The sequence below is a fragment of the Peptoniphilus harei genome (assembly GCF_900454685.1).
Classification (GTDB): Bacteria; Bacillota; Clostridia; order Tissierellales; family Peptoniphilaceae; genus Peptoniphilus_A; species Peptoniphilus_A harei.
Genome location: NZ_UATM01000032.1, coordinates 1088424 through 1104407, shown reverse-complemented (window position 1 = coordinate 1104407; position 15984 = coordinate 1088424). Strand labels below are relative to the sequence as shown.

General features: G+C 34.7%; 16 protein-coding genes. 2 read left to right on the top strand and 14 right to left on the bottom strand.

The annotated features are described in order from the left end of the window. Positions 1-93 precede the first annotated feature (93 nt). Both DRZ96_RS06710 and DRZ96_RS06705 read right to left on the bottom strand, forming a co-directional pair. Positions 94-639, bottom strand: coding sequence for an ECF transporter S component (locus DRZ96_RS06710; RefSeq protein WP_112890061.1), 546 nt, complete (start codon positions 637-639; stop codon positions 94-96). Then, positions 636-1583 carry a nucleoside hydrolase gene (locus tag DRZ96_RS06705; RefSeq protein WP_112890060.1) on the bottom strand — a complete coding sequence of 316 codons (948 nt, stop codon included), beginning with the start codon at positions 1581-1583 and terminating at the stop codon, positions 636-638. Before DRZ96_RS06705 ends, DRZ96_RS06710 begins: the two co-directional genes overlap by 4 nt. Before the next feature lie 160 nt (positions 1584-1743). Here DRZ96_RS06705 and DRZ96_RS06700 point away from each other — a divergent pair, with 160 nt between their 5' ends. Both DRZ96_RS06700 and DRZ96_RS06695 read left to right on the top strand, forming a co-directional pair. After that, positions 1744-2334 carry a TlpA family protein disulfide reductase gene (locus DRZ96_RS06700; protein WP_112890059.1) on the top strand — a complete coding sequence of 197 codons (591 nt, stop codon included), beginning with the start codon at positions 1744-1746 and terminating at the stop codon, positions 2332-2334. A 306-nt stretch (positions 2335-2640) separates the two neighbouring features. Further along, on the top strand, positions 2641-3180 hold the full coding sequence (locus DRZ96_RS06695; protein ID WP_112890058.1) for a glutathione peroxidase: 540 nt from the start codon (positions 2641-2643) through the stop codon (positions 3178-3180). A gap of 214 nt (positions 3181-3394) precedes the next feature. Here DRZ96_RS06695 and tuf read toward each other — a convergent pair whose 3' ends face one another. From tuf to DRZ96_RS06635, 12 genes are all read right to left on the bottom strand, one after another. Beyond that, complete coding sequence (tuf, locus tag DRZ96_RS06690) at positions 3395-4588, bottom strand: elongation factor Tu (protein ID WP_112890057.1); 1194 nt, start codon at positions 4586-4588, stop codon at positions 3395-3397. 18 nt (positions 4589-4606) lie between these two features. Next, on the bottom strand, positions 4607-6682 hold the full coding sequence (fusA, locus tag DRZ96_RS06685) for an elongation factor G (protein WP_112890056.1): 2076 nt from the start codon (positions 6680-6682) through the stop codon (positions 4607-4609). A 15-nt stretch (positions 6683-6697) separates the two neighbouring features. Beyond that, on the bottom strand, positions 6698-7168 hold the full coding sequence (gene rpsG / locus DRZ96_RS06680) for a 30S ribosomal protein S7 (RefSeq protein WP_070700164.1): 471 nt from the start codon (positions 7166-7168) through the stop codon (positions 6698-6700). A gap of 93 nt (positions 7169-7261) precedes the next feature. Further along, positions 7262-7675, bottom strand: coding sequence for a 30S ribosomal protein S12 (gene rpsL / locus DRZ96_RS06675; RefSeq protein ID WP_019124174.1), 414 nt, complete (start codon positions 7673-7675; stop codon positions 7262-7264). A gap of 194 nt (positions 7676-7869) precedes the next feature. Next, on the bottom strand, positions 7870-8463 hold the full coding sequence (locus DRZ96_RS06670; protein ID WP_112890055.1) for a hypothetical protein: 594 nt from the start codon (positions 8461-8463) through the stop codon (positions 7870-7872). A 33-nt stretch (positions 8464-8496) separates the two neighbouring features. Further along, entirely contained in the window at positions 8497-9099 is a 603-nt protein-coding gene (locus tag DRZ96_RS06665) for a hypothetical protein (protein ID WP_112890054.1), read from the bottom strand. Then, positions 9087-9731 (bottom strand): hypothetical protein, encoded by a 645-nt coding sequence (locus DRZ96_RS06660; RefSeq protein WP_112890053.1) that lies wholly within the window; start codon positions 9729-9731, stop codon positions 9087-9089. The genes DRZ96_RS06665 and DRZ96_RS06660 overlap by 13 nt, the downstream gene beginning before the upstream one ends. A 121-nt stretch (positions 9732-9852) precedes the next feature. After that, the gene (locus DRZ96_RS06655; protein ID WP_112890052.1) at positions 9853-10881 is read right to left on the bottom strand and encodes a DmpA family aminopeptidase; all 1029 of its coding nucleotides are present in this window, start codon (positions 10879-10881) and stop codon (positions 9853-9855) included. Positions 10882-10981: 100 nt separating this feature from the next. Beyond that, on the bottom strand, positions 10982-11938 hold the full coding sequence (locus DRZ96_RS06650; protein WP_112890051.1) for an ABC transporter permease: 957 nt from the start codon (positions 11936-11938) through the stop codon (positions 10982-10984). Continuing rightward, complete coding sequence (locus DRZ96_RS06645; RefSeq protein WP_070700170.1) at positions 11931-13058, bottom strand: ABC transporter permease; 1128 nt, start codon at positions 13056-13058, stop codon at positions 11931-11933. The genes DRZ96_RS06650 and DRZ96_RS06645 overlap by 8 nt, the downstream gene beginning before the upstream one ends. Beyond that, on the bottom strand, positions 13045-14577 hold the full coding sequence (locus DRZ96_RS06640; protein ID WP_070700171.1) for an ABC transporter ATP-binding protein: 1533 nt from the start codon (positions 14575-14577) through the stop codon (positions 13045-13047). Before DRZ96_RS06640 ends, DRZ96_RS06645 begins: the two co-directional genes overlap by 14 nt. 117 nt (positions 14578-14694) lie before the next feature. Beyond that, positions 14695-15786: a BMP family lipoprotein gene (locus DRZ96_RS06635; RefSeq protein ID WP_112890050.1), complete on the bottom strand. Its 1092-nt coding sequence runs from the start codon at positions 15784-15786 to the stop codon at positions 14695-14697. Positions 15787-15984: the final 198 nt, after the last annotated feature.

Sequence of the window (15984 nt, the reverse complement as noted above, 5' to 3'; positions counted from 1 at the left end):
TTCTGTAATTCAGATGATTTTATTAAAAAAAGCAGGCTTTTTTTGCCTGCTTTGTCATCAGTCTGACCACTTCTTATAGAAGTGGTCGTGATACTATTTCTTTAAAATATTTTGAAAAGCACCCATATTGTATACCTTTGAAACCAATAAGATTGAAATTAATTTGTCAGCATAGTCAGTTATAATTTGAATTACAAATACAATTACAAAATCTGGCAAATCCATTACTGCACGCAAGCCTTGGACAATATAAGATGATCCTGCTGTTGTCACAGTTCCAAAAAGATAAGTTGCGATAAGAGCAGAAGATATAGCAGCAGGTATTGACATAAAAGGAGTTAAATAAAACTTAGAAATATAATCATTTCTTTTTAGAAATTTAAAATATCCCGCAGTAAAACCTACTATAAGTTGAGTTGGCATAAAGTAAAGGGCAATAGGGTCCCCTATAGTGTTTACAAAGGCAGTAATCATTCCTGTCAAAAGACCAAATATTGGGCCAAAGGTAAAACCTGCCATTATAGTTCCTATTGAGTCTAGGTAAACTGGTAATTTTATCAAAACACCAATCCAGGACCCAACCATATTTATTGCTATGCAAAGAGCTAAAATAGTAATTTTTTTTGTTGAAATCTTCATAGCAAATCACCTAGGACATTTATATCAACTTCCCTTTCTGTAATAACTTCTATAAAGTCTCTCCATACTTCAAAAACTTCTATCTCTTCATAAATAATTAAGTTTTTTTCTTTCTTCATGAAGTCCATGGCATCAACCATGAGCATTCCTCTAGCTGGGCCATCTGTTATGCACTCAGCATTATAAGTTTTGCCCTGAAATAAGTCTGGATTTCTTTCTAAAAGAATTGTAAGTGGATCATTTATAACAGACCCAATAATTTTTTCATATTCCCAGTGAAAGTCCATATAGAAATTAGTAATCTTTTCTATAAAATTTCCCATCTCTAGATTTAGTCTCTTGATATAAGAAAGAATACTTGGAGTTAAAACAAATTCTCTAGTTACATCTAGTGGGACAATTTCTATCATTCTTGGTGCATTTTTAATCACATAATCTGCTGCCTCTGGGTCAACATAAAAATTAAATTCTGCTACTGGGCTCATGTTGCCGTGGCTCCTAAAGTTTCCACCCATTACAATAATTCTTGTGTCCTTAAAAGCATCCCTATCCCTTTCAATAGCTCTTGCTATATTAGTTAGGGGTCCTAGGGCAAAAATTGTCAAGTCGCCCTTTTTAGCTTCATCAATTAAGAAATCTATGGCATCACCAGAATTTTCTTTTTCGTCATAGTCCAAATAAGTTTCACCAAGTCCATCTTCACCGTGGGTATCCTCAGCATTAATAAATTCTTTGCAAAGAGGGTCTCCTGAACCCATATAGATTTTGAAATCTTCCTGCAAGAACTTCATAAGTCTAAGGACATTTTTTCTTCCCTTTTCAACATGAACATTTCCTGAAACCAAAGAGATCCCGAGGATTTCATATTCTTTAAGCTTTGCTGCTAGCATAATAGCTATAGAATCATCAATCCCGGGATCTGCGTCAATAATAATTTTCTTCATAATAACCTCCATTTCTTTGGAGAACAATTAGTTTTTTATACTTGGAGTTCCCGAACAAGTGAGATAAATTATACCCTATTTTTTAAAAATAGACAAGTTTTTGTCCATGAAGTATAATTGACTTAGGCAAAATTAAAAAATTTTACACTGGAGCGATTATATGAAAAAATTATTTAAAATTTTGATTGTATGTGCAGTGGCTTTAAGTCTCTTCGCATGCAATAAGAAAACTAATGATGTATCAAAAGAAAATAATACTAAGGAAGTTCAGGAGACAAAAGCATCTGCAATAGACTTAGAGTCAATGCCAATTGAAAGATTTGACTTCCAAACTCTTGAAATTGAAGATGGAAATATTGTAAAGTCTGAAGATTTTTACAAGGAAAAACCTCTTACTCTTGTTAATGTTTGGGGAACTTTCTGTGGACCTTGCAAAGAAGAAATGCCAGACCTTGCTGACCTAGGCGAAGAATATAAGGACAAAATTAATTTCTTAGGAGTAGTTGTTGATACTAATGCAAGTATGGACACTAACGTAGAAGAAGCTACAGAAATAATTAAAAATGCTGGAGTGACTTACACAAATATTATGCCTAACCCAACAACTGAAGATAGTCTTGTGCATATTACTGTAATTCCTACAACTTTCTTTGTCAACTCTGAAGGCCAAGTTCTAGGTGGATTTGTTGGTAAAAAAGATAAAGCTTCAATTACAGCAACAATTGACAAACTATTGGAAGAAAATAAGTAAGCTTTAGGTCATAAAAATTTATAAACTCATAAGAAAATGCTGAGTCATATAAATTTGTAAACTCATAATAAAATGCTAAGTCATAAAAATTTACCAAGTCCTAAGTGATTAAGATTTTGTATAAGATTTATAAGTAACAAAAATTACTAACTTTTTATAAGACAAGTTCATAAAATTTTTTAAGAGATGGGAAACCATCTCTTTTTTTAAAGACTCTTAATCAGTGACTTATTAATTTTATTAAAGTCTCTTTCTGTTGTTAATTTTTTAAAAATGGGTAATTAAAAATAAATAGGAGGAATAAAAATGATTTATGATTATAAAGTTGAAAGACAAGACGGATCTTTCTTAGATTTAAAAGATTTAAAGGGGAAAGTTATCTTAATAGTTAATACTGCAACAAGGTGTGGATTTACACCCCAATATAATGACTTGCAAGACCTTTATGACAAATACCACGACAAGGGACTTGAAATAATTGATATCCCTTGCAATCAATTCAAGGAACAAGCTCCAGAAAGTGATGAAGAAATTACAAAATTCTGCCAATTGAATTTCGATATTGAATTCCCTCAAATGAAAAAGGCTGAGGTAAATGGCGATAATGAACTTGAACTTTACAAGTTTTTAAAATCTCAAAAGGGATTTGAAGGCTTTGGACATGGTCCCAAGGCACTTGCCATGGCTACCCTTCTAAAATCTAGGGACAAGGACTACAAGAATAACCCAGATATCAAATGGAACTTCACAAAATTCTTAATTGATAGGGATGGAAAGGTAGTTGAAAGATTTGAGCCAACTGCAAAAATGAATGAGGTTGATGAAAAAATTGCAGAGTTAATTTAAACTTCTAAGTTAAAAATTTATAAAATAAAAAGACTTCTGTATTAAATTTTACAGAAGTCTTTTTCTTTATTTACCTTATTTTAAATTTCAAATAAATAGTTGTAATTAAAAATAATTTTACTTATTTTTAATAAATATAAGTTTGCAACAAAAAAGAGGGAGCATAAACTCCCTCTAACTTTATTTATTAAGATTTTTTGTTAATCCCAAAGGATTAGTCAAGAATCTTTGATACTACTCCTGATGCTACAGTTCTTCCACCTTCACGAATAGCGAATCTTAGTCCTTCGTCCATTGCGATTGGTGTGATTAGTGTTACTGTAAATGTTGAGTTATCTCCAGGCATTACCATTTCTACGCCTTCTGCTAATTGAATATCTCCTGTTACGTCTGTTGTTCTGAAGTAGAATTGTGGTCTGTATCCGTTAAAGAATGGTGTATGTCTTCCACCTTCTTCTTTTGTTAGTACATATACTTCTGCTTCAAATTTTGTGTGTGGGTGAATTGTTCCTGGTGCTGCTAGTACTTGTCCTCTTTGGATTTCTTCTCTTTGTACACCTCTTAGTAGGGCTCCAATGTTGTCTCCTGCTTCTGCTTGGTCTAGTTGTTTTCTAAACATTTCAACACCTGTTACTACTACTTGTCTACTTTCGTCTGTTAATCCAACTAGTTCTACTGTGTCTCCTACTTTTACTACACCTTGTTCTACTCTTCCTGTTGCTACTGTACCTCTACCTGTGATTGAGAAGATGTCTTCGATAGGCATTAGGAATGGGTGTTCTGTGTCTCTTACTGGAGTTGGGATGTATTCGTCAACTTCATCCATAAGTTTTGCTACTTTGTCTCCCCATTCTCCATCTGGTTCTTCGATTGCTTTAAGTGCTGATCCTACTACGATTGGAGTGTTGTCTCCGTCAAAGTCGTATTCTGAAAGTAGGTCTCTTACTTCCATTTCTACTAATTCAATTAGTTCTGGATCGTCTACTTGGTCTTCTTTGTTTAGGAATACTACAATCTTTGGTACACCAACTTGTCTTGCAAGTAGGATGTGTTCTCTTGTTTGTGGCATTGGACCGTCTGCAGCTGATACTACTAGGATTGCTCCGTCCATTTGTGCTGCTCCTGTGATCATGTTCTTAACATAGTCAGCGTGTCCTGGGCAGTCTACGTGTGCGTAGTGTCTGTTTGCTGTTTCGTATTCTACGTGAGAAGTTGAAATTGTGATTCCTCTTTCTCTTTCTTCTGGAGCCTTGTCAATGTGTGCGTAGTCAACAAATTCTCCGCCGCCATATCTCTTGTTCATTACAAGTGTGATTGCAGCTGTAAGTGTTGTCTTACCGTGGTCAACGTGACCAATTGTTCCAATGTTTACGTGTGGTTTATTTCTTTCAAATTTTGCCTTTCCCATTATTAATCCTCCTATTTATTAGTTATTTTTTTTATCTCCAACTACTTCTTCAGCTATTGATGCAGGTACTTCCTCGTAGTGATCAAATTGCATTGAGTAGTTTGCTCTTCCTTGTGTATTTGAACGAAGGGTTGTTGCGTAACCAAACATTTCTGCTAGTGGTACATAAGCTGTAACGATTTGTGCTCCAGCTACAAGTTCCATACCTTCCATTCTTCCACGTCTTGAATTAATATCACCAATTACATCTCCCATGTATTCTTCTGGAGTTGTAACTTCAACCTTCATCATAGGTTCAAGAAGTACTGGATCAGCCTTAGCAAGAGCATCTCTTACTGCCATAGATCCGGCAATCTTAAATGCCATTTCAGAAGAGTCGACTTCGTGGTAAGAACCATCGTAAAGTGTTACTTTAACATCAAGAACTTCGTATCCACCAACAATACCTGATTGAAGTGCTTCTTCAATACCTTGTTGAGTTGGTCCAATAAATTCCTTAGGAATTGCACCACCAACGATGGCATTTTCGAATACAAAACCTTCGCCTGGTTCTAATGGTTCGATTCTAATCTTAGCGTGACCATATTGTCCACGACCACCTGATTGACGAGCGTATTTAGCTTCGCCTTCAGCAGCTTTTCTAATACCTTCTCTATAAGATACTTGTGGGTTACCAATATTAGCTTCCACCTTAAATTCTCTTAGTAGTCTATCAACGATGATATCAAGGTGAAGTTCACCCATACCAGAGATAATAGTTTGACCAGTTTCTTCATCTGTGTGAGTTTTGAAAGTTGGGTCTTCTTCTGCAAGTTTTGCAAGAGCAAGAGCCATCTTATCTTGAGATGCCTTAGTCTTTGGTTCAATTGCTACAGAGATAACTGGATCTGGGAATTCCATGTTTTCAAGAATAACGTGTGATTTTTCATCACAAAGAGTATCACCAGTACCTGTGTCTTTTAGACCAACAGCTGCTGCGATTTCTCCTGCATGGATTTCTTCGATTTCTTCTCTCTTGTTAGCGTGCATTTGAAGAATTCTTCCGATTCTTTCTCTCTTGCCTTTTGCTGTGTTCATAACATAAGAACCTGCCTTAAGAACCCCAGAGTAAACTCTAAAGTAAGCAAGCTTACCAACATATGGGTCAGTTACGATCTTAAATGCAAGAGCTGAGAATGGTTCATCATCAGATGCATGTCTTTGAACTTCGTTTCCATCTTCATCAACACCTGTAATTGCAGGTACATCAATAGGAGATGGTAGGTAGTCAATAATTGCATCTAGAAGAAGTTGTACACCCTTGTTCTTGTAAGAAGAACCACAAGATACTGGAGTAATCTTAACAGCAAGAGTACCCTTTCTTATAGCTTTCTTAAGAAGTTCATTATCGATTTCTTCACCTTCAAGGTAGGCCATCATTAAATCTTCATCAAATTCAGATGCAACTTCGATTAAGTTTTCTCTATATTTATTTGCAACTTCCATGTACTCTTCAGGAACATCTGTAATTTCGATTTCCTTACCAAGTTCATCCTTGTAAATTTCTGCTTTCATTTCAACAAGGTCAATCATTCCTATGAAAGTATCTTCTGCTCCCATTGGAACTTGAATTGGAACAGGATTACCCTTTAGTTTCTTGTCGATAGTATCAACAGATCTAAAGAAGTCTGCACCTGTAACGTCCATCTTGTTGATGTGTGCAATTCTTGGAACGTGATATTTATCTGCTTGTCTCCAAACAGTTTCAGATTGAGGTTCTACACCACTTTTTGCGTCAAAAAGTGCAACAGCACCGTCAAGTACTCTTAGAGATCTTTCAACTTCTACTGTAAAGTCAACGTGTCCCGGAGTATCGATGATATTAAGTCTGTAGCCTTTCCAGTGAGCTGTAGTAGCTGCAGAAGTAATTGTAATACCTCTTTCTTGTTCTTGTTCCATCCAGTCCATTTGTGCTCCACCGTCGTGAGTTTCACCGATTTTGTGAATCTTACCAGCGTAGAAAAGAATACGTTCTGTAGTAGTAGTCTTTCCAGCATCAATATGGGCCATAATACCTATATTTCTATATTTTTCTAATGGTATTTCGCGAGCCATAAATTCCTCCCCTTATTACCATCTATAGTGAGCAAATGCCTTGTTAGCTTCTGCTGTTCTATGCATTTCATCTTTTCTCTTAACACTTCCGCCTAAACCGTTAGATGCGTCTAGTATTTCTTTTGCAAGTCTTTCGTGCATTGTCTTTTCGCCTCTTGCTCTTGCATATTTAACTATCCATCTAAGGCCTAGAGTTTGGCGTCTTTCCGGTCTAACTTCCATTGGTACTTGGTAAGTAGCACCGCCTATTCTTCTTCCCTTTACTTCAAGTACAGGCATTACATTGTTAAGTGCCTTGTAGAATACTTCAAGTGCGTCCTCTCCAGTTTGTTCTGCAACAGTTTCAAGTGCTCCGTAAACAATTCTTTGAGCAGTACCTTTTTTACCGTCAAGCATAACATTGTTTATAAGCTTAGTGATAACCACGTCTGCGTATACTGGATCAGCCATAACTTCACGTTTTTGGATATGTCCTTTTCTTGGCATAACTTCCCTCCTTAACTATTTTTCAGTCGATTCATTGGTACTCAGGTTGAGCCCGTAAGCCAAAAATCTATAAAATCTCATGTAAAAATTCTATCAATTTTTAGGTTTCTTAGTACCATATTTAGATCTAGATTGCTTTCTGTCTGTAACTCCAGCTGTATCAAGAGTACCTCTTACAATATGGTATCTAACACCTGGTAAATCCTTAACTCTTCCACCACGGATTAAAACAACACTGTGTTCTTGTAGGTTGTGTCCGATTCCTGGAATGTAAGCCATAACTTCATATCCGTTTGTTAAACGAACTCTGGCTACTTTTCTAAGAGCTGAATTCGGTTTTTTAGGTGTTACTGTTCTTACTGCAACACAAACTCCTCTTTTTTGTGGAGAATTAACTTCTGTTTCAACTTTTTTAAGTGTGTCATAGTTTACATCAAGAGCTGGTGATTTAGATTTACTGTGAATTTTCTTTCTACCATTTCTTACTAATTGGTTAATTGTAGGCATTAATTGCACCTCCTGTTTTATTAATAGTATTGGACATTTCAAAGACTACCTGCATTTAGGTAGTCTTTCCGTCTCAAATACTCATCAATTTTATCATTAGATAATCATTAAGTCAATAAAAATTATGAGAAATTGGCGAAATTTCCATATTTTTTGAGAATTAATGATTTTATTTTAAATTTACATAAATTTATCTAGTAAAAAACAAACTTATCTGCCTTTACAAGATTATAAATTATAAAGAAGTCTTGGGATAGGATAAAAATTACATCTATAACAGTAAAAACTTTTCTATAAATGTCCTCCTTTGTAAAAATTGTCCTAAGATTCTTTATTAGAAAATATATATTAACTATAAAAAATCCTATTAACAAATAAATCATAGTGCTAAAATAAGCTGACCTGTCAAAATTTTCTATTACAGTCCCATCCTTTAAAGTTAGAAAAAATACAAACTGATAAATTGTAAAAATTGTGCAAATTGAAGTAGTAATAACTTTTAAATACTTTTCCTTTTCATGAGTTTCAAAGTCAGACTTAAATAATTTAAGAAAAATATTTATAAAGATGTAGGCTCCTATACAGTATAGAATCAATTCTTTTCTAGAAAAAATGGAATTTACCCAAAAAAGAAGCAGTGTTGTGCTGGCATTATAGTAATCTAGAAGTTTTTCTCCCCCGCTAAGTTTTTTATTAAAAAATTTTTTATTTGATAGTTTTTCAAAAATTTTAAAAAATATTAAGGCTAGAAAAGTTCCAATAAGAGCATTCCTCATTCCTTCTGTCATTTCTTTCTCCTTTAAACCTTAAACCTTAAACCTTTACATCCTATCGAGATAAAAATCAAACCTATTAATATTTATGTAGTTATAAATAGTAAAGGCTATAAAAATAATGATAAATACAATTTGTAAAGTTATAAAAATCTTCCTATAAATATCCTTATCTTCAAAAATCCTAATTAGCAATTTATTCGACAAGTAATAGCTAAGCCACAAAATCACAACCACATACCAAATCATAGCAATTTGAAATTCCCTCTTATAAAGAGAATCAATAAAATGACCATCTTCTAAAGTAACAAAGAATATTAACTGGTAAATAATTAAGATAGCTTGAACTGATATGGTACTTATCTTATAAAGTCTTGGGTCATCTGCATATTTATTCTTCAAAAAATCTTCTGTGAATGCGTTGTAAAAAAAAGAAGCAATAAGTAAAAAGCAGAAAAAATAAAAATTTAGCTTGCTTCTACAAAAAACCATTGAGAGCCACAATTCAATTGTTGTAAAAGAAAAAATATAGGATTGAAAATCTATGGACTTGTCAATCTCTCCCCCAGCTTTTTCCCTTAATTTATCCCCAATAGGCCTTATTAAGGCAAGGATTGTTGTAGCGATAATATTAAAAATTAAATTTCCCATAATTCCTCTCCTGATGTTTCTTGATAATCTTCACTTTCTACATAAAAATCAAGACGGTTTACATTTTTTATATTATAGGCACTTCCTAAACCTAATACCAAAATCAAAATAATTTCTGAAATAATAAAAGCTCTTCTCCAAATATCTTTTTCAAATAAAATTCTTTTTAAAACTCTCAAGTCTAAAATAATTCTAATGTAGCTAACAAAAAAAATTGAAATTATTAAAATTTTTCGAAAGTCACTTTTGTTGTATGAATAAATAGTAGCTCCATCTTCTAATTCTAAAAAACTAAGACTTGCTAATAATATAAAAGATATTGAAATAAATAAAACCCTCCACTTAGGCTCATTTTTATTTTCCAATAACTTGCTTCCCCTTTTGCTATCTGTGTAAAGTTTATAAATAGCCCAAATTACAAAATAAACAAATATGCTAACCATAATTGCAAACCCAATATTTTGATAAATTCTAAAGTAAAATTGTAAGATTAAAAAATTACTCATTAGGAAGGAATATATTATATCATTCTTAGAATCTTTTTCTTCTTTCTTATCTTCTCTTATGTAAATAAAAGTGACTAAGGCTGATATAAAAACTGTTACTAAGAAATATATAGTTAAATCACTCATTAAATCACCTCTAAAATCTTTTATTTATAAAACTAATTTAAGAGTATTTTATAAATAAAATTTTTCCTCTTTAATTTATTGTAACACTCACACCCATAAATTTTAAAGAAGTTAATAAATATCAAAAATCTATTCTCAGATTTTTTAAATTTTCTTCAAGAGAAAATATTTTTTTGCCATCCTTTGTTACATCTGACTCGGAATAAATTAAGGATTTAATTACAGATTCTTCTACTGATTCTGCACAAGCCCTAAAGGCATCATCTAGCAAATCTTCTTTTAGAACTTTAACTTCTTCAAAACTAGAATCCTTTATCTCATTCGCAGTAGAAAAGGCAATGACAATATCTCCTGAACCGTGGCCCAAGTAAGAGCCCACATTTCCTAGTCCAATTGTGGCCCTCTTTGCAAGTCTCTTTAGTTGTCTCGAGCTAAGGGGCAAGTCTGTTGCAAGGACTATTATAATTGAACCCTTGTCTTTGTCTTCTCTTTTTCCCTTGGACTTTAAGTACATTTCACGGCCTAGAGGTCTGCCTTCTATCTTTAAATCTTTTATCCTTCCAAAGTTTGATAGAACAAGACTTCCTAAGGTGTAGTCCTTTTCATCTATTTCAATAATTCTTGATGAAGATCCAATGCCACTCTTGAGGTTAAAGGAAATCATACCTGTTCCTGCTCCAACTGAGCCCTCTTCAAAATCTTCTTTTATATTTTCAATAGACTCCAAGACATTTTTTTCTTTTACATGAAGGCCCCTCATGTCATTTATAACTCCGTCGTTGCATTCAGTGACAATTATATTTGGAGCTCCTGACTTGTCGCCCAGCTTGGGGTACTTATCAATCATCCACTTCATTGATGAGTCAAGAACTCTTCCAAGGCTCATGGTGTTAGTCATAAAGATTGGCGACTCAAGAGTCCCCAACTCTTCTAGTTGAACTAGACCAAGGCTTTTTCCGTAGCCATTAATTATGTAAGAGTTGGCCACAAGTTTTTCATTAAAAACATCTCCATCATGGGGCATGATACATGTCACTCCAGTTTTTATTTTACCATCTTTAATTGTTGAGTGACCAACCCTCACTCCCTTGACGTCAGATATTTTATTAAGTCTTCCCCTTCTAGAATTTTTAAAAATTTCAAAAGTCATAAACATCCCCCTTTTAAGAAAATTATATCAGATAAATTTTATAATTTATTTAAAAAAGCAAGGCATAAAAAAGTCCCAGCCGAAGCTGAGACGAATTTTATTAATTGTTTCTTTCGTAAGGAAGGCCATCTGCTGACGGTGCCCTTGATCCCTTAACAAAAACTATTAAGACAATAAGAGTTATTGCATAAGGAATCATTGAAAGTAGGTTTGTATCGATTTTTATTCCAATTGAACCAAGAAAAACTGAAAGTCCTTGGGCAAAACCAAAGAGCAGGCAAGCGAGCATTGCTCCTTGTGGTTTCCATCCACCAAAGATTACTGCAGCAAGGGCAATAAAGCCTTGACCAGAGATAAGTGTTTCTCTGTAGTTGGATACAACTGCAAGTGACATTGATGCTCCACCAAGTCCTGCTAAGAACCCAGACGCTAATACGCAAATGTATTTGATCTTGTAGGCGTCAACTCCAAGAGTTTCTGCAGCCTTGGGATACTCACCAACAGCCCTAATTCTTAGGCCTAGCCTAGTCTTATAGAGTATAAAGTAAACTATAAAAACAAGGACAAAAGCAAGGTAAACTGATGCATATTGTGAGAAGACAATGTCAAAGAATCTCATTATTCCATTTCCACCACCAGATTTAAAAACTTTTCCAAATAAAACTGGAAGTTTGTTTTCATAATCAATGGACTTTGATATGGCTGCTCCATCAAAGAAAAGTCTGCAAAGGAAAAGTGCAAGTCCCGGTCCAATTAAGTTAATGGCGATACCACTTACAACGTGGTCTGCTGCAAAATTAATTGTAGCTATAGCGTGAAGAAGGGCAATTAACATTCCGCCAAGTCCTCCACACAAGAAGGCCAACCAAGGGTTACCTACATAATAGCCAACAATGGATCCAACAACTGCTCCTATGGCCATCATTCCTTCAAGTCCAATATTTACAACTCCGGCATTTTCAGATAAAACTCCACCAAGAGCTGTATAAATAAGGGGAGCTGAATATAAAAGTGTAATTGATAAAATACTTGCTAAGCTTAAAAGTGAACTATTCATTTGCTCCTCCTTTTTCTAAATTTTTTCCATCCTTCTTTGACCACTTAGTGAAGAAGAACTTAATCATATCCAAAAGTTTTGGCATTGCAATAAATAGGATCATAATACCAATAATAATATTTACAACTTCTGAATAAGTTCCTATTGTAGTAAGCTTTCCTCCTCCATAAGTTAAACCTGCATAGAGAAGAGCTGCTGGAATTGTGCCCAATGGATTGTTGCCAGCTATAAGGGCAACTGCCATTCCATCAAAGCCGTAGCCTTCTTGGGCCGCCATGATTCCAATATCACCAGAAACACCAAGAACAGTTATTGCACCAGCAAGTCCTGCCAAGATTCCTGCAATACCCATGGATTTTACAATAGATTTATTAATGTCAATTCCACCGTATTCTGCAGCCTTTTCATTGAAACCAACAGCGCGAAGTTCGTATCCAAGAGTAGTTTTCTTTAGGATGTACCAAACTACTATGGCTGCTAAAATAGCGATAATAATACCAAAATTTAGAGGTGGATTTAAAATATCCTTTAAAAACTTGTGTTGGGCGAGATAGGCCCTACCAGATTCACTCATCTTCCAAGCTCCAGCAATTTTTATGCTAGCAGTTTCTTTAATGGGATAGGAGTTATCTGATTCAATAGACCTTAAAATTGGAAAACTCAATAGATAGTTGCTTAGATAAAAGGCAATCCAGTTCATCATAATTGATGAAATAACCTCGTTAACTTCAAATTTTGCCTTTAATAGTCCAACTAAGGCTCCCCAAATGTAACCACAAAGAGCTCCCACTAAAAGAGCAACAAGTCCGTGGATTACTGGAGGAAGGTCTAGTAATAGTCCAACAACTAAAGCTCCAATGGATCCAACAATGTATTGCCCTTCGGCACCAATGTTAAATAGGCCTGTATTAAAGGCAAAGGCAACTGAAAGTCCTGTTAAAATTAATGGAACTGCCTTTACAATTGTCCAAGAAATATACTTAGGCTTGCCAAAGGCTCCCAAGAAAATTACCTTGTAGGCCTCAACAGGGTTTGTCCCACTTAGTAAAAGTATAATTGACCCAATTAAGATACCAAGTACAATGGCAAGAATTGTGTATAAAAACCTATTTCTCTTCATTTTTACCTCCTGCCATATAAAGTCCTAGTTCTCTCTCATTAGTTTCTTTTGCATCAAAAGTCTTTAGGATCTTTCCATTATAAATAACAGAAATCCTATCTGAAAGAGCCATGATTTCATCTAATTCAAAGGAAATAAGAAGAACTGCCTTCCCCTTGTCCCTTTGTTTTATCAAGAAGTTCCTAATATACTCAATGGCACCAACATCTAGCCCCCTTGTTGGTTGGGCTGCAATGAGAAGGTCTGGATCACCAGATATTTCCCTTGCAATAATAACCTTTTGTTGGTTACCACCAGATAGGGCGCCTGCAAATTGGTTTATATTTCTCGGTCTAATGTCATAGTCCTCTGAAAGGTCCTCAGCATTCTTTTCTATCTTAGGGAAGTCCAAAATTCCCTTTTTAGAAAACTTGTCCTTGTAGTATTCCTTTAAGATAATATTTTCTGCCACAGAAAAATCTAGGACGAGACCACGTAACTGTCTATCTTCTGGAATAGAATTTAAACCTCTTTCAATAATATCCCTTGGATTATGGTTTAAAATCTCTTCTCCTTTGAAGATTACAGATCCAGCTTCAGCCTTTTTAAGGCCAGTTAAAGTTTCAATAAGTTCAGATTGACCATTTCCATCTACACCAGCAATACCATGGATTTCTCCAGCTTTAATATCTAGGTTTAAGTCATCTAACTTTTTGACATTCCTTATGTCTCTGGCAGTTAGGCCCTTGATATCTAGTATTGTGTCGCCAGCCTTACAATCAGCCTTATTAACATCTAGGTGAACAGCTCTTCCCACCATCATATCTGCAAGTTCAGATTCATTGACATCAGAGACATTTACTGTGTCAATCTTTTTCCCACGCCTAATGATAGTACACCTGTTGGCCATTTGCTTAATTTCCTTTAGCTTGTGGGTGATTATAATTATAGATTTTCCTTCTCTTGCAAGGTTTTTTATTATGTCAATTAATTCTGTGATTTCTTGAGGGGTTAAAACTGCTGTTGGCTCATCAAAAATTAATATGTCAGCACCCCTGTATAAAACCTTAAGTATTTCAACTTTTTGTTGAGTACCCACACTTATGTCTTGGATCTTGGCATCGGGATCAATTTTGAAACCGTACTTTTCAGAAAGGGCAATTACATCTTCCTTAGCCTTTTTTATATCCACCTTGATTCCATTCATAGGCTCCATGCCAAGAACAATATTCTCAACAACAGTGAAGGGTTCAATAAGCATAAAGTGTTGGTGAACCATTCCCAGCCCTGCCTTTATAGCATCGTTGGGATCCTTAAATTCTTTTTTTTCATTATTTATATAAATTTCACCTGATGTAGGAGAACTCATGCCATAGAGCATATTCATAAGAGTAGTCTTGCCAGCACCATTTTCTCCAAGCAGAGAATGGATTTCTCCCCTCCTAATATCAAGATTAATTCCGTCGTTTGCAGTGAAATCACCAAATTTTTTGGTGATATTCTCCATCCTTACGACTAAGTCTCTATTATTAGTTTCCAATACAAACGCTCCTTTGTTATGTTAAATAAATTATACCAAAGAATTGGCTATTTTTAAAATAAATTGCAATAAAAAAAGCCATCCCTAAGATGACTCCTAAGAGATGACTTTATAAGCTTATTTGTATTCGTTATAAGTTTCTTCGTTGTAAGGAACTTTGATTTCACCAGAAATAATTTTTTCAGAGATTTCATCAACTGATTTTAAAATTTCAGGTTTAACATTCTTGTCAGAAGTTGGCGCAATACCTACTGCTCCACCGTCTGAAAGACCAAACTCAATAGTTCTTCCACCTTCGAACTTACCTTCTTGCATATCTTTTACAACTTGGTAAACAGCAACATCGCCATTTTTCATTGCAGAAGTTAATACATTTTCAGGAGCCCTGTCGCTTTGGTCTCTATCAACACCAATTACCCACTTGTCAGCTTCTTTAGCAGCTTCGATAACGCCTTCGCCTGCTCCACCAGCTGCGTGGAATACTACGTCAGCACCGTTTTGGTACATTGTAGCAGTGATTGATTTACCCTTTTGTGCGTCAGAGAAGTCTCCAACATATTGGCTAAGAACTTCGATGTCAGTTCCCTTTTCCTTAGCTGCGTAATCAACACCAGCCTTGTAACCATATTCGAATCCCCAAATAATGTTACCTTCTTGGCCACCAACGAAACCAACCTTGTTGGTTTCTGATGTCATACCAGCAATATAACCAACTAGGAAGGAAGGTTCTTGTGCTCTAAACATAATTCCAAGTAGGTTTGAAGGAGCTTCAATTTTGTTACCATCTTTGTCAACTGTAACGTCAACGTCAACTATTGCATAGTTGATTTCAGGATACATTGTAGCAGCTTCAGCTACGTTACCACCCATTTTGAAACCAGCACCAACGATAAGATTCTTATCTTGGTCAGCAAAAGTTTCTAGGTTAGGAGTGTAGTCCTTAGTGTCCTTAGATTCAATGTAGTCAGCCTTGATTCCAAGTTCATCAATTGCCTTTTGAAGTCCTTCCCAAACACCTTGGTTAAAGGATTGGTCATTAACTCCACCTTCGTCAGTTACAAAACCAACGTTAATGTCTGATTTAGCTTCAGTTGTTTCTTTAGTAGCGTTTGCAGCATTTCCATCTGCTTCTTTTTTGTTGCCGCCACCACAAGCAACTAGTGTCATTGCAATCAATAACACTGAAAGTAGTGTAAATTTCTTCTTCATTTAAAAATCCTCCTATAGATATTTAATTAAATTATATATTAAATTTACTATTATTTCAATTTCAATAAAAAGTTTTCCTTGTCTTTACAATTTTTATCTAATTTATATTTTTTATCTAAGTGAGAAAAAAGTATGAACTTATATATTTTTGTGACCTTATAAATTTTTATAACTTTACAAAAAATTAATAGCTTGTAA